The organism is Hydrogenophaga palleronii NBRC 102513, from assembly GCF_001571225.1.
GTDB lineage: Bacteria > Pseudomonadota > Gammaproteobacteria > Burkholderiales > Burkholderiaceae_C > Hydrogenophaga > Hydrogenophaga palleronii.
Genome location: NZ_BCTJ01000001.1, coordinates 209,363 through 235,319, shown reverse-complemented (window position 1 = coordinate 235,319; position 25,957 = coordinate 209,363). Strand labels below are relative to the sequence as shown.

Annotated in this window: 19 protein-coding genes; 12 read left to right on the top strand and 7 right to left on the bottom strand. The window is 68.4% G+C overall.

What is annotated here, in order from left to right; genetic code table 11:
- Positions 1-10: 10 nt before the first annotated feature.
- The 6 genes from HPA01S_RS01060 to HPA01S_RS01035 all read right to left on the bottom strand — a co-directional run bounded on the left by HPA01S_RS01060 (position 11) and on the right by HPA01S_RS01035 (position 8,201).
- Positions 11-796 (bottom strand): ABC transporter ATP-binding protein, encoded by a 786-nt coding sequence (locus tag HPA01S_RS01060; RefSeq protein WP_066265529.1) that lies wholly within the window; start codon positions 794-796, stop codon positions 11-13.
- Entirely contained in the window at positions 793-2,085 is a 1,293-nt protein-coding gene (locus HPA01S_RS01055) for a branched-chain amino acid ABC transporter permease (protein WP_066265526.1), read from the bottom strand. The genes HPA01S_RS01060 and HPA01S_RS01055 overlap by 4 nt, the downstream gene beginning before the upstream one ends.
- 3 nt (positions 2,086-2,088) lie before the next feature.
- Positions 2,089-3,123, bottom strand: a complete 1,035-nt coding sequence (locus tag HPA01S_RS01050) for a branched-chain amino acid ABC transporter permease (RefSeq protein ID WP_066265525.1) — start codon at positions 3,121-3,123, stop codon at positions 2,089-2,091.
- A gap of 200 nt (positions 3,124-3,323) precedes the next feature.
- Positions 3,324-4,559 (bottom strand): branched-chain amino acid ABC transporter substrate-binding protein, encoded by a 1,236-nt coding sequence (locus HPA01S_RS01045; RefSeq protein WP_066265523.1) that lies wholly within the window; start codon positions 4,557-4,559, stop codon positions 3,324-3,326.
- Positions 4,560-4,703: 144 nt separating this feature from the next.
- Positions 4,704-6,347, bottom strand: a complete 1,644-nt coding sequence (locus tag HPA01S_RS01040) for a 3-(methylthio)propionyl-CoA ligase (RefSeq protein WP_066265518.1) — start codon at positions 6,345-6,347, stop codon at positions 4,704-4,706.
- 123 nt (positions 6,348-6,470) lie between these two features.
- The gene (locus HPA01S_RS01035) at positions 6,471-8,201 is read right to left on the bottom strand and encodes a carboxylesterase/lipase family protein (RefSeq protein WP_066265515.1); all 1,731 of its coding nucleotides are present in this window, start codon (positions 8,199-8,201) and stop codon (positions 6,471-6,473) included.
- Positions 8,202-8,352: 151 nt separating this feature from the next.
- On the opposite strand from HPA01S_RS01035, the gene HPA01S_RS01030 reads away from it, so the two are divergent.
- From HPA01S_RS01030 to HPA01S_RS00990, 9 genes are all read left to right on the top strand, one after another.
- Positions 8,353-9,429, top strand: a complete 1,077-nt coding sequence (locus tag HPA01S_RS01030) for an AraC family transcriptional regulator (protein ID WP_306307098.1) — start codon at positions 8,353-8,355, stop codon at positions 9,427-9,429.
- A gap of 14 nt (positions 9,430-9,443) precedes the next feature.
- Positions 9,444-10,961 carry a protein adenylyltransferase SelO gene (locus tag HPA01S_RS01025; RefSeq protein ID WP_370670973.1) on the top strand — a complete coding sequence of 506 codons (1,518 nt, stop codon included), beginning with the start codon at positions 9,444-9,446 and terminating at the stop codon, positions 10,959-10,961.
- A gap of 117 nt (positions 10,962-11,078) precedes the next feature.
- Positions 11,079-11,498 (top strand): peptide-methionine (R)-S-oxide reductase MsrB, encoded by a 420-nt coding sequence (gene msrB / locus HPA01S_RS01020; protein WP_066265509.1) that lies wholly within the window; start codon positions 11,079-11,081, stop codon positions 11,496-11,498.
- Positions 11,495-12,418 carry a cysteine synthase A gene (cysK, locus tag HPA01S_RS01015; RefSeq protein ID WP_066265508.1) on the top strand — a complete coding sequence of 308 codons (924 nt, stop codon included), beginning with the start codon at positions 11,495-11,497 and terminating at the stop codon, positions 12,416-12,418. The genes msrB and cysK overlap by 4 nt, the downstream gene beginning before the upstream one ends.
- Before the next feature lie 153 nt (positions 12,419-12,571).
- Positions 12,572-13,618, top strand: coding sequence for an LLM class flavin-dependent oxidoreductase (locus HPA01S_RS01010; RefSeq protein WP_066265506.1), 1,047 nt, complete (start codon positions 12,572-12,574; stop codon positions 13,616-13,618).
- A gap of 507 nt (positions 13,619-14,125) precedes the next feature.
- On the top strand, positions 14,126-15,346 hold the full coding sequence (locus HPA01S_RS01005) for an efflux RND transporter periplasmic adaptor subunit (RefSeq protein WP_084360401.1): 1,221 nt from the start codon (positions 14,126-14,128) through the stop codon (positions 15,344-15,346).
- Positions 15,347-15,361: 15 nt separating this feature from the next.
- Positions 15,362-18,508: an efflux RND transporter permease subunit gene (locus HPA01S_RS01000; protein WP_066265503.1), complete on the top strand. Its 3,147-nt coding sequence runs from the start codon at positions 15,362-15,364 to the stop codon at positions 18,506-18,508.
- A gap of 7 nt (positions 18,509-18,515) precedes the next feature.
- Complete coding sequence (locus tag HPA01S_RS00995; protein WP_066265501.1) at positions 18,516-21,650, top strand: efflux RND transporter permease subunit; 3,135 nt, start codon at positions 18,516-18,518, stop codon at positions 21,648-21,650.
- Positions 21,647-23,068: an efflux transporter outer membrane subunit gene (locus HPA01S_RS00990; RefSeq protein WP_169801485.1), complete on the top strand. Its 1,422-nt coding sequence runs from the start codon at positions 21,647-21,649 to the stop codon at positions 23,066-23,068. The genes HPA01S_RS00995 and HPA01S_RS00990 overlap by 4 nt, the downstream gene beginning before the upstream one ends.
- Positions 23,069-23,093: 25 nt before the next feature.
- Here the strand turns inward: HPA01S_RS00990 and HPA01S_RS00985 are convergent, their stop codons facing one another.
- A complete protein-coding gene (locus HPA01S_RS00985) occupies positions 23,094-24,056 on the bottom strand; it encodes a YcjF family protein (protein ID WP_066265497.1) in 963 nt (320 codons plus the stop codon).
- Between the two features lie 133 nt (positions 24,057-24,189).
- On the opposite strand from HPA01S_RS00985, the gene HPA01S_RS00980 reads away from it, so the two are divergent.
- The 3 genes from HPA01S_RS00980 to HPA01S_RS00970 all read left to right on the top strand — a co-directional run bounded on the left by HPA01S_RS00980 (position 24,190) and on the right by HPA01S_RS00970 (position 25,906).
- Positions 24,190-24,741, top strand: coding sequence for a septation protein A (locus tag HPA01S_RS00980; RefSeq protein ID WP_066265494.1), 552 nt, complete (start codon positions 24,190-24,192; stop codon positions 24,739-24,741).
- Entirely contained in the window at positions 24,738-25,016 is a 279-nt protein-coding gene (locus tag HPA01S_RS00975) for a BolA family protein (protein ID WP_066265493.1), read from the top strand. The genes HPA01S_RS00980 and HPA01S_RS00975 overlap by 4 nt, the downstream gene beginning before the upstream one ends.
- Positions 25,017-25,126: 110 nt before the next feature.
- The gene (locus HPA01S_RS00970) at positions 25,127-25,906 is read left to right on the top strand and encodes a foldase protein PrsA (RefSeq protein WP_066265491.1); all 780 of its coding nucleotides are present in this window, start codon (positions 25,127-25,129) and stop codon (positions 25,904-25,906) included.
- Positions 25,907-25,957: the final 51 nt, after the last annotated feature.

Below are 25,957 nucleotides of genomic sequence, written 5' to 3'. Positions count from 1 at the left end.
TGGGGATGGCTCATGCTGCCGCTCCCTGGGTGTCGGCCACGTGCGAGCCCAGGTAGGCCTCCTGCACGCGTGCGTTGGCCCGCACGGCCGCGGGGGTGTCGAAGGCCAGCACCTCGCCATAGACCACCACGGCAATGCGGTCGGCCAGGCCGAACACCACGCCCATGTCGTGCTCCACCGTCAGCAGGGTCTTGCCCACGGTCACTTCCTTGATGAGCGCAATGAAACGGGCTGTCTCGCTCTTGCTCATGCCGGCGGTGGGTTCGTCGAGCAGGATCACGTTGGCGCCACCGGCGATGGTGATGCCGATCTCCAGCGCGCGCTGCTCGGCGTAGGTGAGGTTCATGGCCAGCACGTCGCGCTTGCGGTCGAGCTTGATCATCTCCATGAGCTGCTCGGCGCGTTCGTTGGCGTCGTGCAGGTTGGCCAGGAACTTGAGGAAGCTGTACTTGTAGCCCAGGCTCCAGAGCACGCCGCAGCGCAGGTTCTCGAACACGCTCAGCTTGGGAAAGATGTTGGTGATCTGGAAGCTGCGCGAGAGGCCGGCGCGGTTGATCTCGAACGGCTTCTTGCCGTCGATGCGCTGGCCGTTGAGCAGCACCTCGCCGCTGCTGGGCGCGAAGCGGCCGCTGATCAGGTTGAACAGCGTGGACTTGCCGGCCCCGTTGGGGCCGATGATGCCGACGCGCTCGCCGGCGTTCACGGCCAGGTTCACGCCGCGGATGATTTCGGTCTTGCCGAAGCTCTTGCGCAGGTCTTTGAGCTCCAGCGCATAGGTCGATGGTGCCGTGCTCACAGGCTTTCCCTCCGCTTGATTTCTTTCTCGATGTACTCCTGGATCTCGCCCCACTCCTTCAGGAAGCGGCGGCGCGTGATCTCGAACAGACCCAGGCCGGTGAGCGTGACCAGGCCGGCGCCGAACCAGCTGTCCAGGCCCTTGGCGTCCAGCGGCACACCCAGGAAACGCAGTTCGGAACCCAACGTGGTGTTGAGCTGCAGGTGGTAGATCATTTCGATCATGGCCGCCGCGCCGCCCAGCATCACCAGCGCCGTGCCTGCGAGCGCGAGGTAACTCACCCAGAGGCCGCGCAGCTTGCCGAAGGCGGCCACGCGCAGGTTCATCATGATCAGGCTGGCGATGCCGCCGGGCGCGTACATCACCATGAACAGGAAGATGAGCCCGAGATACAGCAGCCAGGCCTTGGTGAACTCCGACAGCAGCACGAAGGCCAGCACCATCAGGATGCCGCCGATGATCGGGCCGAAGAAGAAGGTGGCACCACCCAGGAAGGTGAACAGCAGGTAAGCGCCGGAGCGCGCCGCGCCCACCACCTCAGCGGTCACGATCTCGAAGCTGATCGCGCCCAGGCCGCCCGAGATGCCGGCGAAGAAGCCGGCGATGATGAACGAGAAGTAGCGCACCTTCTGCGTGTCGTAACCCACGAACTCCACCCGCTCGGGGTTGTCGCGCACCGCGTTGAGCATGCGGCCCAGCGGCGTGCGCGTGAACGCGAACATCAACGCCACCGAGACGAAGGTGTAGACCGCGATGAGGTAATACACCTGCACCTGGGGCCCGTAGGTGATGCCCATGAAGGGCTCGCCCGTCATGCGGTCACCCGACACCCCGCCCTCGCCGCCGAAGAACTCGGGGATCATCAGCGAGAGCGCGAACACCAGCTCGCCCAGGCCCAACGTGATCATGGCGAAGGTGGTGCCCGCCTTGCGTGTCGTCACATAACCGAACAGCACGGCGAAGAACACACCCGCCAGGCCACCGGCGATGGGCACCAGCGACACCGGCAGGCTCAGCACACCCTCGGTGACGCGGTTGAGCGCATGGATCGCCATGAACGAACCCAGGCCGGTGTAGACCGCGTGGCCGAAGCTGAGCATGCCGCCCTGCCCCAGCAGGATGTTGTAGGACAGGCAGGCGATGATGGCGATGCCCATCTGGGACAGCACCGTCATGGCCAGCCCGCTGGTGAACATCTTCGGCGCCACGATCAGCAGCAGCGCGAACAGGCCCCAGGTCAGCCAGCGGCCGACGTTGAGCGGTTTGAAACTGTAGTGTTGTGCGCTCATCGTTCAGGTCTCCCGCTTGCCCAGAAGGCCGCGCGGCCGGAAGATCAGGATCAGCACCAGGAACAGGTACGGCAGGATCGGCGCCACCTGCGACAGCGTGAGTTTGACGTACGAGTTGTTGGCCACGGCGTCGGACAGGGGCACGCCGAGTTGCTGCGCCAGCGTCGCCAGCGAGTACTCGAAGGCCACGGCGAAGGTCTGGATGACGCCGATGAGGATGGAGGCGACGAAGGCGCCCGAGAGCGAGCCCATGCCACCGACCACCACCACCACGAAGATCACCGAGCCCACCGTGGCGGCCATGGCCGGCTCGGTGAGGAAGGTGCTGCCGCCAATCACACCGGCGAGGCCGGCCAGCGCGGAGCCGGCACCGAACACCAGCATGAAGACGCGGGGCACGTTGTGGCCGAGCGACTCCACCGCGTCCGGGTGGGTCAGCGCGGCCTGGATCACCAGGCCGATGCGGGTGCGCGTGAGCAACAGCCAGACCGAGGCCAGCATCACCACCGCCACCAGCATCATGAAGCCGCGCGTGGCGGGGAACGGCGAGCAGACCACGCGCACGGCGGCGTCGGCGGCACTGCACATCTCGGGCGTGGCCGCGCCCCAGACCAGCCGCAGGCCTTCGGTGGCGTGGTTGATGAGAGTGAAGACCGGACCACGCAGCTCTTCGGGCGGGCGGAACTCAACCGCGATGCGGCCCCAGATCAGCTGCACCACCTCGACGATCACGTAGGACAGGCCGAAGGTCACCAGCAGCTCGGGCACGTGGCCGTACTTGTGCACCTTGCGCAGGCATTGGCGCTCGAAACCGGCACCCAGCAGGCCGACCAGGATGGGGGCGATGACCAGCGCCGGCCAGAAGCCGACGAACTGCGCCACGCTGTAGCCGATGTAGGCCCCCAGCATGTAGAAGCTGGCGTGCGCGAAATTGAGCACGCCCATCATGCTGAAGATCAGCGTGAGACCCGAACTCAGCATGAACAGCAGGAGCCCGTAGCTCAAGCCGTTCAGCATCGAGATGATGAAAAACTCCATTCCCTCAGACCTTTCTCATCGCGGAATATAGAAGAGCCCGATACGGCAACCCGATCGGGCTCTTGAGGTGACACATCCAAAGAAGTGTCAGCAGCCGGCGCGACGTGTCCCCTTCCAGAGGCACCGCGGAACCGGCTTAGCCGGGCCGCCAGTGCCGCCCCCTGGAGGGGGTCGCGCGCAGCGCGGCGGGGGTGCTCTTGTTACCCCGGCCGCTTCATCTGGCAGCTGGTCGGCGTGCTCGACACGTAGTTCGGGTACTCCGCCACCGGTGCCAGCGTCATGCCGGTTTTTTCCGGGCTGTAGGGGTACTTGGCGTCGGCCTTCTGCCAGACCGACATGTACAGCGGCTGCTGCAGCTGGTGGTCGTTCTTGCGCATCTGCACTTCGCCGTTGAAGCTCTTGACGGTCAGGCCTTCCAGGGCCGCTGCCACCTTCACCGGGTCGGTCGACTTGGCCTTGGCCATGGCCGCGCCCAGGAATTCGAAGATGCGGATGGTGGCGCCGGTGTAGAAGTCGTCGTTGTACTTCTGGTTGAACTCCTGCATCCACTTGTCCATCTGCCCACCCATGTTGTAGTGGTTGTAGGCAATCTGGTAGACGCGGCCTGCGCCGTTGGAGCCCAGTGCGGCCGGCGTGCCGGTGACGCCCGCGTAGTAGGTGAAGAACTTGCCGTTGTAGCCGTTCTCGTTCGCGGCCTTGATCATCAGCGAGAGGTCGGAACCCCAGTTGCCGGTGATCACGGTGTCGGCGCCGGAGGCCTTGATCTTCGCGATGTAGGGCGCGAAGTCGCGCGTCTGGGCCAGCGGGGTCAGGTCTTCACCCACGAACTGGATGTCGGGGCGCTTGCGGCCCAGGGACTCCTTGCCGTACTTCACCACCTGGTGGCCGTGCGAGTAGTTCTGGTTCAGGAAGTAGACCTTCTTGATGTCGGGTTGGGTCGCGATGTAGCTGGCCATGGCCTCCATCTTCATCGAGGTGTCGGCATCAAAACGGAAGTGCCAGTAGCTGCACTTGCTGTTGGTCAGGTCGGGGTCGACCGCGGAGTCGTTGAGGTACAGCACTTCCTTGCCGGGGTTGCGGGCGTTGTGCTTTTCCACCGCATCGGCCAGCGCCAGCGCCACGGACGAACCGTTGCCCTGGATGATGTAACGCACGCCCTGGTCGATGGCGGCCTTCAGCGCGTTCAGGCTTTCGGCCGGGCTGAGTTTGTTGTCGACCGCGACCACTTCGAACTTCACCCCGGCCGGGTTGCCCTTGCCGCTGAACTTCTCGGCAAAGAACTGGTAGCCCTTGTTCTGGCTCACACCCACGGGACCGAGAAGGCCGGTCAGCGGGTCGATCCGCACCATCTTGACGGTTTCACCCGCCTGGGCAAATGAAGCACCTGCGGCCACCACCATGGCGGCGCCAGCAATCATTTTCACGGTCCATTTCATTTCTTTGTCTCCTTCTGTTTGAGGTGTCGGGAATCGATGAACGCAGGGTAAGGGCATCGGGTGCAGTGCAGCGTAGGGGATTGCCCGGGCATCTATCACGCAGGCGACAAAACGCCGCCTGGTGAAGTGCCGCGGGCCGCGCCCTCACGCGCCCGGCAACACGTAGTCCTTGAGTTGCTCGCGCAGGGTCATCTTCTGCATCTTGCCGGTGGCGCCGAGCGGGATCGCGTCGACGAACACCACGTCGTCGGGGATCTGCCACTTGGCAATCTTGTTCTCGTAGAACGCCAGAAGTTCCTCGCGCGTGAGCTCGGTGCCGGGTTTCTTCACCACCACCACGATGGGGCGTTCGTCCCACTTGGGGTGCTTCATGCCGACGCAGGCCGCCATCGCCACCGAGGGGTGCGCCATGGCGATGTTCTCGACGTCGATCGAGCTGATCCACTCGCCGCCGGACTTGATCACGTCCTTGCTGCGGTCGGTGATCTGCATGAAACCGTCGGCGTCGATGGTGGCCACGTCGCCGGTGGGGAACCAGCCCTTGCCTTGTGCGTCGTAGTGCAGCGGGTCACCGCCCTCGCCCTTGAAGTAGCTGGCGATGATCCAGGGGCCGCGCACCAGCAGGTCGCCATAGGTCTTGCCGTCCCAGGGCAGCTCGTCGCCTGCTTCGTTGACGATCTTCATGTCGGCGCCAAAGATGGCGCGGCCCTGCTTGAGGCGCACCGCGAGCTTCTCGGCCGGCGGCAGCGCCACCTGCGCGTTCTTCAGCGTGCAGACCGTGCCCAGCGGCGACATCTCGGTCATGCCCCAGGCGTGCAGCACCTCGACACCGTAGTCGTCGTTGAAGGCGCTGATCATGGCCGGCGGGCAGGCCGAGCCGCCGATCACGGTGCGGTTGAGCGTGCTGAACTTGAGCTTGTTCGACTGCAGGTGGGCCAGCAGCATCTGCCACACGGTGGGTACGCCGGCGGCCATGGTCACCTGCTCGGCTTCGATCAGTTCGTAGACCGACTTGCCGTCCAGCGCCGGGCCGGGGAACACCAGCTTGCAGCCGATGGCCGCTGCCGCATACGGCAGGCCCCAGGCGTTGACGTGGAACATGGGCACCACCGGCAACACGCTGTCGCGCGCCGAGAGGCACATGGCATCGGGCAGCGCCGCGCCGAACGCGTGCAGCAGCGTGGAGCGGTGCGAGTACAGCGCGGCCTTGGGGTTGCCCGTGGTGCCGCTCGTGTAGCACATGCTCGACGCGGAGTTCTCGTCGAAGGTCGGCCATTCGTAGGTGTCGGGCTGCGAACCCATCCAGGCTTCGTAGCTCTGCAGGCCGGGAATGCCGCTGTCGGCCGGCAGCTTGTCGGCGTCGCACAGGGCAATCCAGTGCTTCACCGTCGGGCACTTCGCGGCCACGGCCTTCACCAGCGGCAGGAAGGTCATGTCGAAACACACGGCCCGGTCTTCTGCGTGGTTGACGATCCAGACGAGTTGCTCGGGGTGCAGGCGCGGGTTGAGCGTGTGCAGCACGCGGCCGGTGCCGCTGACGCCGAAATACAGCTCCAGGTGGCGGTAGCCGTTCCAGGCCAGCGTGGCCACGCGGTCGCCCTGCGCCAGGCCCAGGCCGTCGATCGCACGCGCCACCTGACGCGAACGTTTGGCGATCTGGCCCCAGGTGCTGCGGTGGATGTCGCCCTCCACACGGCGGGAGACGATTTCCCCGCTCGCGTGGTGCCGCTCGGCGTGCACGATCAGTGAGGAAATCAAAAGGGGTTGGCTCTGCATCTGGCCCAGCATGGGATGTCTCCTGTCGGTGAGGGGGTTACGGATGCAGGTCATCGTAGCCGCTTGGCTTGCGGGCAAACCCCGAGGTTCCACGTAATCCGTGGCGCCGTGTCCGTTGCGTGACAGCTGCCCCCTTCACGGTGCCGTGCTGATCTGGGCCTGCGTGAGCGAGCCGTTGAAGTGCAGCTGACCGGGCCAGGCCGGCCAGGTGGTGCCCAGCGCGGTGTGGTTGGGGTTGCCGGTGCGCGCAAAGCTGGCCAGCGAGGCCATCATGTGGCCCGCCAAGGCCTCGCGGCCCGGGCGGTTGGCGCCGCTGCCGATGGCGTTGGCCAGCAGCGAGGGGCCGAAGTTGCCGAACACGAACGGCAGGTCGAAGCCGTGCGCCGCGCCGTACACCGTGTTCCAGGGCGCGGGGTTCTGCGCCCAGTCGAAGCGGTAGTACCAGATGTCGCTCTGCTGCGTGCGCAGGGCGTTGAGCACGTTGTCGCGGCCGACGGTGAACGAGGCGTTGGTGAGCACGCCGGTCAACGCGGTCCAGCCCGTGCCCGGGGTGGTGGACGGCACGTAGGCCGGGTTCAGGATGTCGCCCTCGGTCAGCGTGGTCGGCGCATCGGGGTTGAAGTCATGCAGCAGCGTGAACAGCTGGGCGTCGTTGACCGTGAAGCCCGGCGGGAATGCCGCGCCCAGCAAGGGCAGGAAACCCGGGAACAGCTTGCCCTCTTCCAGCGTCGTGCCGGCGAGCACGGGCACCTTGTTGTAGTGGCCGGCGCTGAAGGCCGCAATCGGGTCCAGCGGCAGCACCGTGCCATCCGGGATCGGGCCCGAGCCGCCCAGCGTGCGGGCGAGCACGGTGCGCAGCACCTCGTTGCCGCTCTGCGCACGCAGAAAGGCCGCCACCTGTGCCGTGGACTGGGTGGCGAGCCAGGCCTGCACGCCCGCGTCGTCGGTGGCCAGCCCGGCCGCGATCACCAGCCCGGCCAGCAGGCCATTGCCCTGCGCTGTCGTGGCCGGGGTCAGCGAGGGGATGGTGTTCGCCGGCAGGTTGCTCGCCAGCGAGATGCCGCCCGACAGCGGCACGATCTTGTGGAACAGCCCGGCGGCGCTGGGCGAGGCCATCAAGGCCCAGATGTTGGTGGCGCCGGCCGAGTGGCCCATCAGCGTCACGTTGTCCTTGTTGCCGCCGAAGCTGCCCATGTTCTGCTGCACGAACTTCAGCGCCTGCACGATGTCGAGCAAGGCGAAATTGCCCGAATCTTCCAGCGCATCCAGGCCGGTCTTGAGCGGCGGCAGGTTGAGGAACCCCAGCACGCCGAGGCGGTAGTTCATGGTCACCACCACCGCGTTGGCGCTGCGCGCCAGGGCCGCGCCGTCGTACAGCGGGTCGGCGGTGTAGCCGGTGATGTTGCTGCCGCCGTGCACGAACACAATCACCGGCAGGCCGGTGGTGTCGTTGGCCGGGCGCCAGACGTTGAGCGTGAGGCAGTCCTCGTGGCCCACCGGCGTGCCCAGCGTGGTGCCGATGGTGGTGTCGTAGCGGTTGTTGCTGCCAGGCCCATACAGGCGGCCGTTCTGCAAGCAGGCGTTGCCGAAGCGGGTGGCGTCGCGGCTGCCGGTCCAGCTGGCCGGCGCCTGCGGCGCTTTCCAGCGCAGCGCGGCCACGGGCGGCTGGGCATAGGGAATGCCTTTCCAGGCGTAGGTGCCGTTGCTGGCAGCGTCGTTGCGGCCCGTCACCGTGCCCAGGCTGGTCTGGCGCACTTCGGGCGCCGGTACCTCGGGCGTTTTGTCGCCACCACCACCACAGGCGGCCAGCAGCATGCCGAGCGCGCCCGCACACAGGGCCGTGTACACCGATGTCTTGATCTTCATGTCTTGTCTCCGCTGGTTTTCCGTAGGCGTAAATCCGCTTGCGCCCGCTTTTGAAATCCCGTTGAATCGCTCTTGTGTGGCGACCTGAACCGTCCACGAAAATTCTAGGAAGCGATGGCCCATGGGCCGCTATCGCAACACGACCAATCGAGTGACTTCACGACGCCAATCCCTCAGCAAAAGAAGCAGTTCGTCCATCTGGGTCAAGGGCCTGGCCGACATGTTCGCCGCGCAGGGCCTGGACGCGCAGCGCCTGCTCACCGCCTCCGGCATCGACGTGGCCGTGCTCGCCAAACCCGACGCGCGCATCGACGTCGATGCCATCAGCCGCCTGTGGGAGCTGGCCGTGCTCCGCTCGGGCGACCCCACGCTGGGCATGGACCGTGAGCAGCCAAGGCGCCACGTCAACTTCGACGTGATCGGTTACGTGATGCTGGCCAGCCAGACGCTCATGGCCGGCCTGGAAAGCCTGGCGCGTTATTACGCGGTGATCTCGGACGCCATCACGCTCGAGTTCGAACCGGTGCCCGACGGCTGCTGGCTGGCGATCGACCTGTTCGGCAACGCACAACCCCTGCCCCGCCAGCGGCTTGAATACAGCCTGCTCACGGTGGCCACGCTGTGCCGCTGGATCACGCGGCGCGACATACAGGCACTGGCGGTGGAGTTCACCTACCCGCAACCGGACAACGACGAACCCTACCGGCGCGCCTTCGGCTGCCCTGTGCGCTTCGGCCAGCCCAGCAACCGCATGCTGCTGGCCCAGTCCGACCTCGAAGCGCCGCTGCTCTCCAGCGACCCGGTGTTGTTCGGCATGCACCAGCGCGTGATCGAGGCGCGCCTGGAACGCCTGGGCAACGCCAGCACCGGCCACCGCGTGAGCGAAGAAATCGTGCGCCGCCTGCACCTGGGCGAGCCACGGCGCGAAGACATCGCCCGCAGCCTCGCCATGGCCGACCGCACCCTGCAGCGCCGCCTGCAGGAAGAAGACACCAGCTTCCAGCAGTTGCTGGACGATGCGCGCCGCGAACTGGCGCAGAAATACCTGGCCGAGCCGCGTTATGCGCTGGGCCAGGTGGCCGACATGCTGGGCTTTGCCGACCAGAGCAACTTCTTCCGGGCCAGCAAGCGCTGGTTCGGCGTGTCGCCCGGCCAGTACCGCACGCGCCTGCTCTGCCCCGAGGGCCTGGACGAGCTGCAGGCCGCGGTGCCGTCCGAAGCCGATTGACCCTGCGCCGCGCCATGTCGGCCCCGATGGCGACAATGGCGGCCATGAACCGACCCGTTGACCTGGCCGCCAGCCTGGACCTTGGCCTGCCCTGGCGCAACCGCTTCGCCGGCCTGGGCGAAGCCTTCTACACCCTGCGCTCCCCCACCCCGCTGCCCGCACCCGAATGGGTGGGCACCAGTCCGGCCGTGGCCGACCTGATCGGGCTGGACCGCGCCTGGCTCGCCTCGCCCGCCGCGCTCGATGCCTTCACCGGCAACCTTGCCATTGCCGGCACGCAACCGCTGGCCAGCGTCTACAGCGGCCACCAGTTCGGTCACTGGGCGGGCCAGCTCGGCGATGGCCGCGCCATCCTGCTCGGCGAGGTGGATGCCGCCGCCGGCCTGCAGGAGGTGCAGCTCAAGGGCGCCGGGCTCACGCCCTACTCGCGCATGGGCGACGGCCGCGCCGTGCTGCGCAGCTCCATCCGCGAATTCCTCTGCAGCGAAGCCATGCACGCGCTCGGCATCCCGACCAGCCGCGCCCTGTGCGTGACCGGCTCGCACGCCCCGGTGCGGCGCGAAGAGATCGAGACCGCCGCGGTGGTCACGCGCGTGGCGCCCAGCTTCATCCGCTTCGGCCACTTCGAGCATTTCTCGCACAACGGCATGCACGACGAGTTGCGCCAGCTGGCCGACTTCGTGGTGGACAACTTCTACCCGGCATGCCGCCAGCAGCCCGGCAACCCCTACGCGGCCCTGCTCGAAGCCGTGGCCGCACGCACCGCCGAAATGGTGGCGCAATGGCAGGCCGTGGGTTTCTGTCATGGCGTGATGAACACCGACAACATGAGCATCCTGGGCCTGACCATCGACTACGGTCCGTTCCAGTTCCTCGACGCCTTCAACCCCGGCCACATCTGCAACCACTCGGACACCGGCGGGCGTTACGCCTACAACCGCCAGCCCAACATCGCCTACTGGAACCTGTTCGCACTCGGCCAGGCGCTGCTGCCGCTGATGGACGACCAGCAGCAGGCGCTGGATGCGCTGGAGCCCTACAAGGCGCTGATGCCGGCCGCCCTGCAGCGCCGCATGAACGCCAAACTGGGCCTGAGCGAGGTGCAGGACGGCGACGCCGATCTCACCGAAACGCTGATGAAGCTGATGGCCACCGACGCGGTGGACTTCACCATCTTCTGGCGCCGCCTCAGCCATGCCGCGAACGGCCCGCTGGAACCGGTGCGAGACCTGTTCCTGCAGCGCGAGGCCTTCGACACCTGGGCTGGGCGCTGGCAGGCACGGCTGCAGGCGCAAGCCGGCTTCGACGCCGCCACCACCCAGGCCCAGATGCTGGCCACCAACCCGCAGGTGGTGCTGCGCAACCACCTCGGCGAGCTGGCGATCCAGCGCGCCAGGCAAGGCGATTTCAGCGAACTCGCGCGCTTGCAAAATGCGCTGGAGCACCCATTTGAAGCGCTCGCGGGCCAGGAAGACCTGGCCGCCTTCCCGCCCGACTGGGCCAGCCAGATCGAGATCAGCTGTTCATCCTGAGTCACCCCGCCGCGCTGCACGCGCCCCCCCTCCTGGGTGACGCCTGCGGCCCGGCGAAGCCGGTTCCGCGGCACCTCTGGAGGGTGCGCCGGCATCTGAACCTTTGAAGGAGACCCCATGACCTATCCCGTGCAGAAATCCGAAGCCGAATGGCGCGACGTGCTGGCCGCCAAGGGCGCCGAGCCACGCGCGTTTGACGTCACGCGCCACGCCCACACCGAGCGCCCCTACACCGGCAAGTACGAGCAGGTCTGGGCCGACGGCAGCTACCACTGCATCTGCTGCGGCAACACCTTGTTCGACTCGCACACCAAGTTCGACGCCGGCTGCGGCTGGCCCAGCTTCTCGCAAGCCGTGCCCGGCGCCATCACCGAAATCACCGACCGCAGCCACGGCATGGTGCGCGTGGAAACCGTGTGCAGCCAGTGCGGTGCGCACCTGGGCCACGTGTTCGAGGACGGCCCCACGCCCACCGGCCTGCGCTACTGCATGAACTCCGCCTCCCTGGAACTGCAACCGACGAAGGACACACCATGAAAGCCCGGAACGTACTCGAGACCATCGGCGGCACGCCGCATATCCGCCTGCAACGCCTGTTCGCCGGTGCCAGCCAGCAGGTCTGGATCAAGTCCGAGCGCAGCAACCCGGGTGGCTCGATCAAGGACCGCATCGCGCTGTCCATGGTGGAAGACGCCGAGCGCTCGGGTGCGCTCAAGCCCGGCGGCACCATCGTCGAGCCGACCTCGGGCAACACCGGCATCGGCCTGGCCATGGTGGCCGCGGTCAAGGGGTACAAGCTGGTGCTGGTGATGCCCGACAGCATGTCGGTCGAGCGCCGCCGCCTGATGCTGGCCTACGGCGCCAGCTTCGACCTCACGCCGCGCGAGAAAGGCATGAAGGGCTCGATTGCGCGTGCCGAAGAAATCGTCGCCAGCACCCCCGGTGCCTGGATGCCGCAGCAGTTCAACAACCCGGCCAACGTGGAGGTGCACGTGCGCACCACGGCGGAAGAGATCGCCGCCGATTTCCCCGAGGGCCTCGACGCCATCATCACCGGCGTGGGCACCGGCGGCCACATCACCGGCGTGGCGCGTGTGCTCAAGGCGCGCTGGCCCAGGCTCAAGGTGTTCGCGGTCGAGCCCACGGCCTCGCCCGTCATCTCCGGCGGCCAGCCCTCGCCCCACCCGATCCAGGGCATCGGCGCGGGCTTCGTCCCGAACAACCTCGACACCAGCCTGCTCGACGGCGTGATCCAGGTCGAGGCCGAGCCGGCGCGCGAGATGGCGCGCCGCAGCGCACGCGAAGAAGGCCTGCTGGTCGGCATTTCGTCCGGCGCCACGCTGGCGGCCATCGCGCAGAAACTGCCCGAGCTGCCGGCCAACGCGGTGGTGCTGGGCTTCAACTACGACACCGGCGAACGTTACCTGTCGGTGGAGGGCTTCCTGCCGCAGGCTTGACGCCACCCCCTGTGGCGCCTGTGGCGCCTTCCCCCTCTCTCGCCTGCGGCGGGAGGGGGACGACGGCTGGGGCTGGCGGAGCCGGACCCTCGCCGTCCCTGGAGGGCAGCACTTCGCACGGCGCAGGCCTCTTGAAACGCGTTGAAAGATTCCATGACAACACTCTCCGACATCCGCCTCTCCATGCTCGACCTCGTGGCCGTGCGCGAAGGCGGCACCGTGGCCGACGCGCTGGCCATCGCCTTGCGCACCGCGCAGCACGCCGAGTCGCTCGGCTTCACGCGCTACTGGCTGGCCGAGCACCACAACATGAGCGGCATCGCCAGTTCGGCCACCGCCGTGCTGATCGGCCACATCGCCGGTGGCACCAGGACCATGCGCGTCGGCTCCGGCGGCGTGATGCTGCCCAACCACGCGCCGCTGGTGGTGGCCGAGGCCTTCGGCACGCTGGCCGAGCTGTACCCCGGCCGCATCGACCTGGGTCTGGGCCGCGCGCCCGGCACCGACCCGCACACCATGCGTGCGCTGCGGCGCGACCGGGTGGAGACCGAGGCCGATTTCCCGCGCGACGTCGCCGAGTTGCAGCGCCTGCTGGGCCCGGCCACGCCCGGCCAGCGCCTCATCGCCAACCCCGGCGCCGGCACCAACGTGCCGATCTGGCTGCTCGGCTCCAGCCTGTTCTCGGCCCAGCTCGCGGCCGAGCGTGGCCTGCCCTATGCCTTTGCCTCGCACTTCGCGCCACGCCTGCTGCTGCAGGCGCTGGACGTGTACCGCACCCACTTCAAACCCTCGGCCACGCTGGCCAAGCCCTATGCCATCGTGGGTGTGCCGCTGATCGCGGCCGAGACCGACGAGGAAGCGGAGTTCCTTGCCAGCAGCACCTACCAGCGGGTGCTCAGCATCCTCACCGGCAAACGCGGCCAGCTGCCACCGCCGGTGCAGGGCTTCATGCAGAGCCTGCACGCGCAGGAACGCGCGGCCATTGCCGACTTCCTGGCGGTGGCCGTGATCGGCGGCCCGAAGACGGTGCGCGAAGGCCTGCAGCAGGTGGCCGACGCGACCGAGGCCGACGAATTCATGATCGTCAGCGACCTGTTCGACGCCGATCTGCGCCTGCGCTCCATGAGCCTGGCCGCCGCCGCGATGGCGCCGGACACGGCAGCGGCCGAAGCCAGCACCCTGAATGCCATGACGCAGTGACGGCACGCCCCGCTGCCATGGCGGGGCGCACGAATGCCATCAACAACGGGAGGCCAGCGCCTCCCGTTGTGCCGTCAAGGGCCGTCGCGATGCCGCGGCGAGGGCATGGCGGCACCAGATAGACCCCGCAAGTTCTGGCGATATTGCTTCACAAACGGAAGCGTTTGCGTGCGCTGATTTACATTCGCTGCGTTGCCGGACGGTGCCGCCCCGCGTGTTCTTGCGCGGCGCGCACGATGGGCCGCCGCCCGAACAGGCGGGCCAGGCCCTCACCTTGACCGACCGGCACATGGGCAACAGAAGCCACGGCGCCTTGCAGGTGCCGCCGCGCTTTCCCGCCTGAACACCAGCCCGCAGGACCACCACGGCCCTGCCAGCCACAGGTGCGCGCCACGCCCTGTCTTTGAGAATCGTTATCATTCATAGCCTCCCGATCCAGCCGTCTGCGCTGGCGCGGGCATGGCCAGCGCCGCCCACGGGCGGATGCCCTTTTTTTCGCTGTTGTCCATGCCGTCCAATATCCCTTCCGCAGACCCTTCGCCCGCCCGCTCCTCTTTCTTCACACCGCGCCTGCTGGCGTTGTTGCTGCTGGTCTTGCTGATCGCGGTCGCGGTCTGGTACTTCCTGTTGCGCCCGGCCGGCAACACGCCACCCGCCGGGCCCGGCGCCTGGTCGCAACCGGTGCCGGTGCTGGTGGAGGCCACGCGCCAGGGACCGTTCACGGTGCAGGTGCAGTCCATCGGCACGGTGTCGCCCTACAACGCCGTCACCGTGCGTGGCCGCGTGGCCGGGCAGTTGATGCGGGTGGCGGTGCGCGAAGGTGACTTCGTCGAAAAGGGCCAGTTGCTGGCCGAGGTGGACCCGGAGCCGCTGCGCGTGCGCCTGGCGCAAGCCCAGGGCCAGCAGCAGCAGAACGCGGCGCAGCTCAAGCACGCGCAGAGCGAGCTGGCGCGTTACCGCGAGCTGTTCAAGCAGGACTCCATCGCCCGCCTCGAGCTGGAGCGCCAGGAAGCCCTGGTGCAGCAGATGCAGGGCACGCAGCAGGCCGACCAGGCGCAGGTGGACGACGCCCGGCTGCAACTTTCTTACGCGCGCATCACCGCGCCGATCTCCGGCCGCGTCGGCCTGCGCCGTGTCGACGTGGGCAACCTGGTGGCCGAGAACGCCGCCGACGGCCTGTTCACCGTGCTGCAGACGCGGCCCATCACCGTGCTGTTCACCGTGCCCGAGCCGCAGGTGGCGGCGGTGCGCGCCGCGCACGGCGCCAAGCCGGCCGCGGTGGCCGAGGTCTGGGACCGCGACGGCCGCCAGCGCCTGGCCACCGGCGTGCTCGACACGCTCGACAACCAGATCGACGCCGCCACCGGCACGCTGCGCCTGAAGGCGCGCTTCGACAACACCGACGACGCCCTGTTCCCGAACCAGTTCGTCAACCTGCGCCTGGCACTGCAAACCCTGCCGGACGCCATGACGATTCCGGCCGATGCGGTGCAACACGGCTCGCGTGGCAGTTATGTGTACGTGATCGTGGACGGCAAAGCCACGGTGCGCGTGTTGAAGCTGGGCCCGACCAGCGAAGGCCGCACCGTGGTGCTCGACGGCCTGAAGGCCGGCGAAGCCGTGGTGCTGGAAGGCCTGGACCGGCTGCGCGAAGGACGCGCCGCCACCATCGTGGAGGGCAAAACCGCCCCCGCTGCCGCGCCCGCCGCACCTGCCGCCGGCGCCTGAGCGGGCGCCGCCGTCATGCAGCTCTCGCGCCCTTTCATCCTGCGCCCGGTCGCCACGTCGCTGCTCATGCTGGCGGTGCTGATCGCCGGCCTGTTGTCCTGGCGGCAGTTGCCCGTGGCCGCGCTGCCGCAGGTGGACTACCCGGTCATCCAGGTCTATACCTTCCACCCTGGCGCCAGCCCGGACGTGACGGCGCGCACCGTCACCGCGCCGCTGGAACGCAGCCTGGGCCAGATTCCCGGCCTGCAGCAGATGGCCTCCACCAGCTCGGCCGGCGCCTCGGTGCTCACGCTGCGCTTCGCACTCGAAGTGGACATGGGCGTGGCCGAGCAGGAGGTGCAGGCCGCGCTCAATACCGCGTCCAACCTGCTGCCGTCCGATCTGCCGGCGCCGCCGATCTACCGCAAGGTGAACCCGGCCGACACGCCCATCCTCACCCTGGCCGTGAGCTCCAGCACGCTGGCGCTGCCCGAGGTGGTGGACCTCGTGGACACGCGCATGGCGCAGAAGATCGCCCGCCTGCCCGGCGTCGGCATGGTGAGCCTGGCCGGCGGCCAGCGCCCGGCGATCCGCATCAGCGCCGACATGGGCGCCCTGGCGCGCCACGGGCTGAGCCTGGAAAACCTGCGCAGCGCCATCACCGCGGCCAACGTGAACCAGCCCAAGGGCAGCTTCGACGGCCCCACGCGCTCGACCATGCTGGACGCGAACGACCAGATCCGCACCGTGGACGAGTACCGCCAGCTGATCGTGGCCTTTGCCGACGGCGCACCGCTGCGCCTGGCCGACGTGGCCAAGGTGGAACAGGGCGCGGAAGACCGCTTCCTCGCCGCCTGGTCGGGCCTGGGTTGCCAGGCGCCCGCGGCTCACGCCGAACCCGGCATCGGGCGCGAATGCGCGGCCCAGCCGGCGGTGCTGGTCAACATCCAGCGCCAGCCCGGCGCCAACGTGATCGAGGTGGCCGACCGCGTGCGCGCGCTCATGCCCGAACTCACCGCCGCCCTGCCGGCCGCGGTGCAGGTGCAGGTGTTGACCGACCGCACCGAGAGCATCCGCGCCTCGATCCGCGGCGTGCAGATGGAGTTGTTGTTCGCCATTGCCCTCGTGGTGGCGGTCACCTTTGCGTTCCTGCGCACGGCCGGCGCCACGCTGATCCCCAGCGTGGCGGTGCCGCTGTCGCTGGTGGGCACGTTCGCAGTGATGGCCTGGCTGGGCTTCTCGCTCAACAACCTCAGCCTGATGGCGCTGACGATTGCCACCGGCTTCGTGGTGGACGATGCCATCGTGATGCTGGAGAACATCGCGCGCCACCGCGAGATGGGCGCCTCGCCCATGGAGGCGGCGCTCAAGGGTGCGAAAGAGATCGGCTTCACGCTCGTCTCGCTCACCGTCTCGCTGGTGGCGGTGCTGATCCCGCTGCTGTTCATGGGCGATGTGGTCGGCCGCCTGTTCCACGAGTTCGCCGTCACGCTGGCGGTGGCCATCACCATCTCGCTGGTGGTCTCGCTCACGCTCACGCCCATGATGTCGGCGCGCATGCTGGGCGCCATGCCGCAGGGCCACGGCGATGAGCACGGACACGCCCGCGGCGACTGGCTCGACAGCACCATTGCCGCCTACGCGCGTGGGCTCGACTGGGTGCTGGCCCGCCAGCCCCTGGCGCTGGTGGTGCTGGCCGCCACCCTGGCCGCCACCGCCCTGCTCTACTTCGCGGTGCCCAAGGGTTTCTTCCCGCAGCAGGACGCGGGCGTGATCCAGGTGGTGACCGAAGGGCCGCAGAGCATTTCCTTCGCCGCCATGAGCGAACGCCAGCAGCGCCTGGCCGATGCGCTGTTGCAAGACCCGGCGGTCGCCAGCCTGTCCTCGTCCATCGGCGTCGATGGCGGCAACAGCACGCTGGGCAGCGGCCGCATGCTGGTCAACCTGCTGCCACACGGCGAACGCGATGGCGCGGCGGTGGTCATTGACCGCCTGCGCGAACGCGCGGCCGGGGTGCAGGGCATCACCGGCTGGTTCCAGCCGGTGCAGGAACTGGGCCTGGAAGACCGCGTGAGCCGCACCCAGTACCAGCTCACCCTCAGCTCGCCCGACCGTGCGCTGCTGCGCGAGTGGAACGGCCGCCTGCTGGCCGAACTGCGCGAGCAACCCGCGCTGCAGGACGTGGCCAGCGACCTGCAGAGCGAAGGCCTGCAGGCCTACCTGGACATCGACCGCGACGCCGCCGCCCGCCTCGGCGTGCGCGTGGGCGACGTGGCCACCGCATTGCAGAACGCCTTTGGCCAACGCCAGATCAGCACCCTGTTCACCCACGCCAGCCAGTACCGCGTGGTGCTGCAGGCCGACGTGAATGCGCAGGAAGGGCTGGCGGCGCTGAGTCGGGTTTACGTGTCGCCCACCGGCGGCGGCACGCTGGTGCCGCTGTCTTCGGTGGTGCGCGTGTCGCAGCGGCTGGCGCCGCTGTCGGTGGAGCACCTGGGCCAGTTCCCGGCCGCCACGCTGTCGTTCAACCTCGCGCCCGGGCATTCGCTGGGCGAGGCCGTGGCCGCCATCGAAGGCGCGCGCGCCCGCCTGGGCATGCCGGCGTCGGTGGAGCTGGCGTTCCAGGGCGCGGCGCAGGCCTTCCGCGCCTCGCTCGGCAACACCCTGTGGCTGGTGCTGGCGGCGGTGGTGGTGATGTACCTGGTGCTGGGCATGTTGTACGAGAGCGCGGTGCACCCGCTGACCATCCTCTCCACCCTGCCCTCGGCCACGGTGGGCGCGCTGCTGGCGCTGCTGCTCACCGGCCGCCCGCTCGACCTGATCGCCATCATCGGCATCGTGTTGCTGATTGGGCTGGTGAAGAAGAACGGCATCATGATGGTCGACTTCGCGCTCGACGCGCAGCGCCGTCTCGGCCTGTCGCCGAGCGAAGCGATCCGCCGCGCCGCGCTGCTGCGTTTCCGCCCGATCCTCATGACCACGCTGGCCGCGTTGTTCGGTGCCGTGCCGCTCATGCTGGCCAGCGGCTCGGGTGCCGAGCTGCGCCAGCCGCTGGGCATCGTGATGGTCGGCGGGCTCATCATGAGCCAGCTGCTGACCCTGTTCACCACGCCGGTGGTGTACCTCGCGTTCGACCGCTGGGGCCGGCGCCGCGCCCCCACCGGCGCGGCCCAAGCCAGCTGAAGCGCGCATGGACGCGGTCGCTCGTTACTTCATCCGCCGCCCTGTCGCCAGCATCATGCTGGCGGTGGCGGTGCTGCTCGCCGGTGCGCTGGCTTGGCGTCTGCTGCCGGTGGCGCCGCTGCCGCAGGTGGACTTTCCGGCCATCGAGATCAGCGCCAACCTGCCCGGTGCCAGCCCCGAGAGCATGGCCGCCACGGTGGCCGCGCCGCTGGAGCGCGCGCTCGGCAGCATCGCCGGCGTGGCGCGCATCGCCTCCAGCAGCAACCAGGGCGCCACGCGCGTCAACCTGGACTTCGAACTCGGCCGCAACATCGACGAGGCCGCGCGCGAGGTGCAGGCCGCCATCAACGCGGCGCGGGGGCAACTGCCCTCGGGCATGAGCGGCAATCCCTCGTTCCGCAAGGTCAACCCCTCGCAGGCGCCCATCATGGCGCTGGCGCTGAGTTCGCCACAGCTGCCGCCCTCGGTGCTGTACGACAACGCCTCCACCGTGCTGGCGCAGAAGCTGTCACAGATCGTCGGTGTGGGCGAGGTGCGGGTGGACGGCGCGTCGCTGCCGGCGGTACGCGTGCAACTCGACGGCGCCGCGCTCACCCACCTGGGCCTGTCTATGGAAGACGTGCGCCGCGCGATTGGCGAGGCCAATGCCTGGCGGCCGTTGGGCGCCATCGAACACGGCGCACAGCGCTGGCAGATCGCGCTGTCGCAGCCGATGCGCAGCGCGGCCGACTTCGCCCAACTGGTGGTGCGCCACGACCAGGGCGCGCTGGTGCGGCTGTCCGACGTGGCGCGTGTCACCGACTCGGTGGAGAACCGCTACACCAGCGGGTACCACAATCAGCGCACCGCCGTCGTGCTGCTGGTCAGCCGCCGCGCCGACGCCAACATCGTGCAGACGCTGGACGCGATCTACGAACAAATGCCGCAACTGCGCGCGCTGCTGCCGGCCGACACCCAGCTCTCGGTGGTGATGGACCGCTCGCCCGGCATCCGCGCCACCCTGGCCGAAGCGCAGTGGACGCTGCTGATCGCCTGCGTACTGGTGATGCTGGTGGTCTGGGCCTTCCTGGGTCGGGCGCGCACCGCGCTCATTCCCGCGCTGGCGCTGCCGGTGTCGCTGGTCGGCACCTTCACGGTGATGTGGTGGCTCGGCTTCTCGCTCAACAACCTGAGCCTGATGGCGCTGATCGTGGCCGCCGGCCTGGTGGTGGACGACGCCATCGTGGTGCTGGAAAACGTGCAACGCCACATCGAACGCCAGCGCCACGCAGGCGGCACCGGCCAGACCCGTTTCGGCGTCTGGCGCGCGGCCATGCGCGGCGCGGGTGAAGTCGGCTTCACCCTGCTGGCGATGAACCTCGCGCTGGTGGTGGTGTTCGTCGCCATCCTGTTCATGGGCGGCGTGATCGAGCGCCTGTTCCGCGAGTTCTCGCTCACGCTGGCGGCGGCCATCCTGATCTCGCTGGCGGTCTCGCTCTCGCTCACCCCGGCGTTGTGCGCCCACACCCTGCCGGCGCAAGACCGCGCGCCGGGCCGGCTGGCACTGGCCGGGCGCGAGTTCTTCGCCTCGCTACAACGGGGTTACCTGCGCTCGCTCGACTGGGTGCTGCGCCACGGCGTGGTGGCCCTGCTGGTGTTGGCCGGTGTGGTGGCGCTCAACGTCTGGCTCTACAACATCAGCCCCAAGGGCATGCTGCCGACGCAGGACACCGGCCAGCTCAGCGCGTTCGTGCGCGGCGACGACGGCTTCTCGTACCAGGTGATGCAGCCCAAGGTCGAGGCCTACCGCCAGTACCTCCTGGCCGACCCGGCGGTGGCCGACGTCACCGGCACGGCCGGCGCGCGCACCGGCATCAGCAACGCCGCGTTCCGCGTCCGCCTCAAACCCCTGGCCGAACGCGACCCCGCGCCCGTCGTGGCGCAGCGCCTGCGCAGCACCGCGCCGCTGCAGCCCGGCGCCATGCTGTTCGTCAACGTCGAGCAGGACATCCGCCTGCAGGCACACGGTGGCGGCGACGGCGAGCAGACCCTGGTGCTGCGCTCGGACTCGCTGCAGACCCTGCGCCAGTGGGCACGCCCGGTGGGCGATGCGCTGCAGCGCCTGCCCGAGCTGGTGGACGTGAACGTGCCCGGCGGCGAAGACGCACAGCAGGTCGAACTCACCATCGACCGCGAAGCCGCGCGCCGCTACGGCGTGGAAATGGCCAGCGTGGCCTCGGCCTTGAACAACGCCTTCTCGCAGCGCCAGGTGGCCACGCTGTACGACGACCTCAACCAGTACCGCGTGGTGATGGAGCTCGACCCGCTGTTCGGCAGCGACCCGTCGGCACTGGCCCAGGTGCAGGTGATGAACCACAACGCGCAGCCGGTGCCGCTGAGCGCATTTGCCCAATGGCAGTACGGCCTGTCGCAAGACCGCGTACAGCACGACGCGCAGTTCGCCTCCATCGGAGTCGACTACGGCCTGGCGCCCGGCGTCACGCTGCCGCAGGCACAACAGGCGATCGAGCGCGCGCTGGATCTGCTCATGCTGCCCTCCAACATCTACGCCGGCGAGCGCAAGGAAGACCGCAACGGCCTGAAGGCCACGCTGGCGCGCCAACCCTGGCTGATCCTGGGCGTGCTGGTCGCGGTGTACCTGGTGCTCGGCGTGTTGTACGAGAGCACGCTGCACCCGCTCACCATCCTCTCCACCCTGCCCTCGGCCGGCGTCGGTGCGCTGCTGGCGCTGCGGCTGGCGCAGATGGAGTTCAGTCTGATCGCGCTGCTCGGCCTGTTCCTGCTGATCGGCGTGGTGATGAAGAACGCCATCCTGCTGATCGACTTCGCGCTCGACGCCCAACGCCGTGGCGGCCTGATGCCGCTGGCCGCCGTGCGCGAAGCGGCGCGCCTGCGCCTGCGCCCGATCCTCATGACCAACCTCGCCGCGCTGCTGGGCGCGGTGCCGCTGGTGCTGGGCTTCGGCGAAGGCTCGGAGATGCGGCGCCCGCTGGGCGTGGCCATCATCGGCGGGCTGGCGGTGAGCCAGTTGCTCACGCTCTACACCACGCCGGTGGTTTACCTCTACCTGGAGCGCCTGCGGCAATGGTCGCGACGCGCCACCCCATCGTCTTCGCCGTCTTCCTCGCCCGCTGCGCCATGACCCGTTCCTTCGCTCCCACCCTGCAACGCCTGGCGACCGCGGCCGCCTGCGGCCTGCTGCTGAGCGCCTGCGCCAGCCGCAGCCTGCCGCACCCGGCACCCGAGACCACCTTGCCCGCACAGTTCCACCACCAGGCCGGCTGGCTCGCGGTGGCGGCGCTGCCGGATGGCCCGGCGGCGGCGCAGAACGCAACCTGGTGGACGGCGTTCCAGGACCCTGTGCTGAGCCAGTTGCTGGCCGACGTGACCGCCGCCAACCCCAACCTGGCGCAGGCCCTGGCGCGGCTGCGCCAGGCACAGGCCGCGGTGGACGCCGCCGGTGCCGCCGCCGCACCGCAGGTGGGTGTGTCCGGCTCGGCCACCCGCTCGGGCGGTTCCGACGGCACGCCCACGGTGAACCGGTTTGCTGCCGGGCTGGACATCGGCTGGGAGCCCGACCTGTGGGGCCGCATCGGCCTGCAGCAACAGGCCGCGCAGTCCGACGCCAGCGCCAGCGAGGCCGACCACCGCGCGCTGCGCCTGGCGCTGCAGTTGCGTGCCGCCCAGCATTACGTGCGCCTGCGCTCGCTGGAGCTGCAGCAGGTGCTGCTGGCGCAAACCCTGCAGGCCTTCGAGCGCTCGCTGCAGCTCACACGCAACCAGTACGCCGCCGGCCTGATCGCGCGGGCCGACGTGATCCTGGCCGAAACCCAGTGGCAGTCGGTGCGCACCCAGGTGCTGGGCAACCAGCGCCAGCACGCGCTGGAGCGCAACGCCCTGGCCGAACTGACCGGCCGCACGCCGGGTGAACTCTCGTTGCCGCAGGCCGCCGCCCTGCCCGGCCTGCCTGCGGTGCCGGCACAACTGCCGACCGCGCTGCTGGTGCGCCGGCCCGATCTGGCAGCGGCGCAGCACCAGCTGGCGGCGGCCAATGCCCGCGTGGGTGTGGCGCAAACCGCCTGGCTGCCCGACCTGAACCTGGGCCTGAGCGCCGGGCTGCAGAGCGGCAGCTGGTCGCAGTGGCTGCAGGCACCGGTGCGCGCCTGGTCCCTCGGCCCGCGGCTGGCGGCCACCTTGTTCGACGGCGGCGCACGGCGTGCCGCGCTGGCGCAGTCCGAAGCGGGTTACGACGCGCTGGCCGCGGGCTGGCGCGCCAGCGTATTGCAGGCGGTGCGCGAAACCGAAGACGCGTTGTCCTCGCTCGCGCTGCTGGCCGAGCAGACCGGACAACAGGCCACGCTGGCCGCGCTGGCCGAAGAAAACCTGCGCGTGGTCAACAACCGTTACGCCGCCGGCGTGGTGAGTTACCTGGAAGTGGCCACGGCGCAGAACCTGGCGCTGAACAGCCGGCGCGCCGCACTGGAAACCCAGGCCGACCGGCTGCTCGCCAGCATGGCACTGATCGCCGCGCTCGGCGGTGGCTGGGGCAGCACGCCCTGATGGGCCCACGGTGCCCCTGAGGCGCTCAGACGCCGCCGCGCACCATCTGCATCACCTGCGCCACGTCCAGCGTGGCGGCCTTCTGCTGGATCTGCGGCAGGTACTGCGCCTGCATCTGCTTGGCCGGGCCCAGCAGGTCCTGGAAGCTCTGCTTGAGCAGCTCGGTGCTCATCGTCCGGCCACCCGCGTAGTACCGCTTGGCTACCTGGCCCAGGGCATAGGTGGTGGCAAACGAAAACGCCATGCCGGTGGCCGCGCCACCGATGCGGCCGATGCTGCGCCCCGCCGCCTTGCCCAGCAGGCCACCCAGCAGCTTGCGGCCGAACTGCTCCAGGTACTGCGAGGTCAGGCCCACGCCCGCCGCCGCGATGAACTCGCGGATGTGGCCCTGGTCCAGCTCCACACCGTGCGCCTTGCCGATGGCGTAGACCATCTTCACCTGCAGCGGAATGATGGCCATCGAGGCCCAGGACTGCGGCAGCAGTTCCAGCGCGCCATTGAGCAGCGCGTAATTCAGGATGGATTTGTCCAGGTCCACCCCGGGCGCCGCGCTGGACGCTACCACGGGCGCCGCAGCGGCCGTGGCCGCCGCGGGCACCGCCTCGTCGGCCGCGTCCAGCACCGCATCGGCTTCGCGCTCGAAGGCCGCGGCCTCCTGGCCGTCGAGCTTCAGGCGGGTTTTCAGGTCGGCCAGGAACGCGGCTTCGGCCGGGCTCTGGCGGCCGTCGGCATCACACACGCAGACCGCCATTTCATAGGCCAGTTGCCGCTGCCCGGCGTCGGTGAGGCCGGCCTCGGCCTCGGCCAGGGACACGCGCTTGAGCAGCACGTCCTGGTACAGGCGCACCAGCTCGGTGCCACCGGCCTCGCGCGGCAGGCTTTCGGCCATGCGCCGGATCGCCTCGCGCTCGGTGTCGGCCTTGTGGCCGTCGGCAAACGCCGCCAACATGGCAATGCTGAGAATCGACTGGTGTTCCTGGGCGGTCATTCGCGGGGGACTCCTGTTGGGAAAGCGGGGTTTGGTGAGCTGCTCTAAAGAGTTTGTGACAAGGCGCAAGTTCCGCAGCGGCGTCCTAAGCCCTGCATCAGGAAGCCTGTGCGCCAAGGCCGATAATCGCGCGATGCGTTTCCTCATCGACTTTTTCCCGATTGCCCTCTTCGTGCTGGCCTACAAGATGGCCGACATCTACACCGCCACCGCGGTGCTGATGGCCGCCACCATCGTGCAGACCGGCCTGATCTACGCCCGCGACCGCAAACTGCAGACCTTGCACAAGGTCACCTTGCTGCTGGTGCTGGTGTTCGGCGCGCTCACGCTGTTCCTGCAGGACGAGCGCTTCATCAAATGGAAGCCCACCGTGCTCTACGCGAGCATGGCGATTGCGCTTGCCGCGGCCCTGTGGATCTGGAAGAAGAACTTCCTGCAGATCCTGCTCGGCAGCCAGCTCAACCTGCCGGCCCCGGTCTGGGCCCGCCTCACCATCGCCTGGATTGCCTACTTCCTGTTCATGGCCGGCATCAACGCCTACGTGGCGGCCTATTACTCGACCGAAGACTGGGTCAACTTCAAGCTCTGGGGCTATGTGTTCCCGGTAGTCTTCATCGTCGGCCAGGGGCTGTACATCGCGCGTTTCATCAAGGACGACGATGACGCAGTGGAGAAAAAACCATGAGCGAAGCCTCCGTGATCCCCACCGCGGCCGCCATCGAAGCACGCCTGCGCAAAGCGCTGGCGCCCACGCAGCTGGAAGTGCTCGACGAAAGCGCGGCGCACTCCGGCCACGCGGGTGCCAACGGCCTGGGCTACGGCACGCACTTTCGCGTGCGCATTGGCGGGCCGGCGTTTGCCGGCCGCAGCCGGGTGGCGCAGCACCGCCTTGTGTATGATGCGCTGCAAAAATTCACCGATGCGGGGCTGCACGCATTGGCGATCGAAATCAAGGCTTGATGGCAGCACCAACCGCCCTTGTCCCGACGCCCGGCCTACGTTCTGATACCTGTTCAAGGAAACCCTGCCCCTGGCGGCGGCTCCAAATTTTTTTCCATCCGAGGATCAACATGAAATTTTCCCTGACGGCCCTCACTGCGGCAGTGCTCATCACCACCGCTCCCTGGGCCATGGCCCAGAACGTGGCCATCGTGAACGGCAAGCCCGTGCCGGCCTCGCGCGTTGCCGCGCTGGAACAGCAGATCGCTGCCACCGGCCGCCCGGTTGACGAAGCCGTGCGTGCACAACTCAAGGAAGAAGCCATCCTGCGCGAGATCTTCATGCAGGAAGCGCAAAAGCGCGGCATCGGCGCCACCGAGGAATACAAGCAGCAGATGGAGCTGGCGCGCCAGACCATCATGATCCGCGCCCTGTTCGCCGACCAGCAGAAAAAGAACCCGGTGACCGAAGCCGACATCCGCGCCGAGTACGACAAGTTCGTGGCGGCCAACGGTGGCAAGGAATACCGTGCGCGCCACATCCTGGTGGAATCGGAAGATGAAGCCAAGGCCATCATCGCCAGCCTCAAGAAGGGTGGCAAGTTCGACGAGATCGCCAAGAAACAATCGAAGGACCCGGGCTCCGGCGCCAACGGTGGTGACCTCGACTGGGCCGCCGCTGGCAGCTACGTGCCGGAGTTCTCCGCCGCCATGGTCAAGCTGGAAAAAGGCCAGCTGACCCAAGAACCGGTGAAGAGCCAGTTCGGCTGGCACGTGATCCGCGTCGATGACGTGCGCACCGCCGAGCTGCCCAAGTTCGAAGACATCCAGCCGCAGATCGCGCAACAGATGCAACAGCAGAAGATGCAGGAATACCAGCAGCAACTGCGCGACAAGGCCAAGGTGCAATAAGCCACCCGGCTTGTTCGCCCACAAAAAAGCGCGGCCCGACCGCGCTTTTTT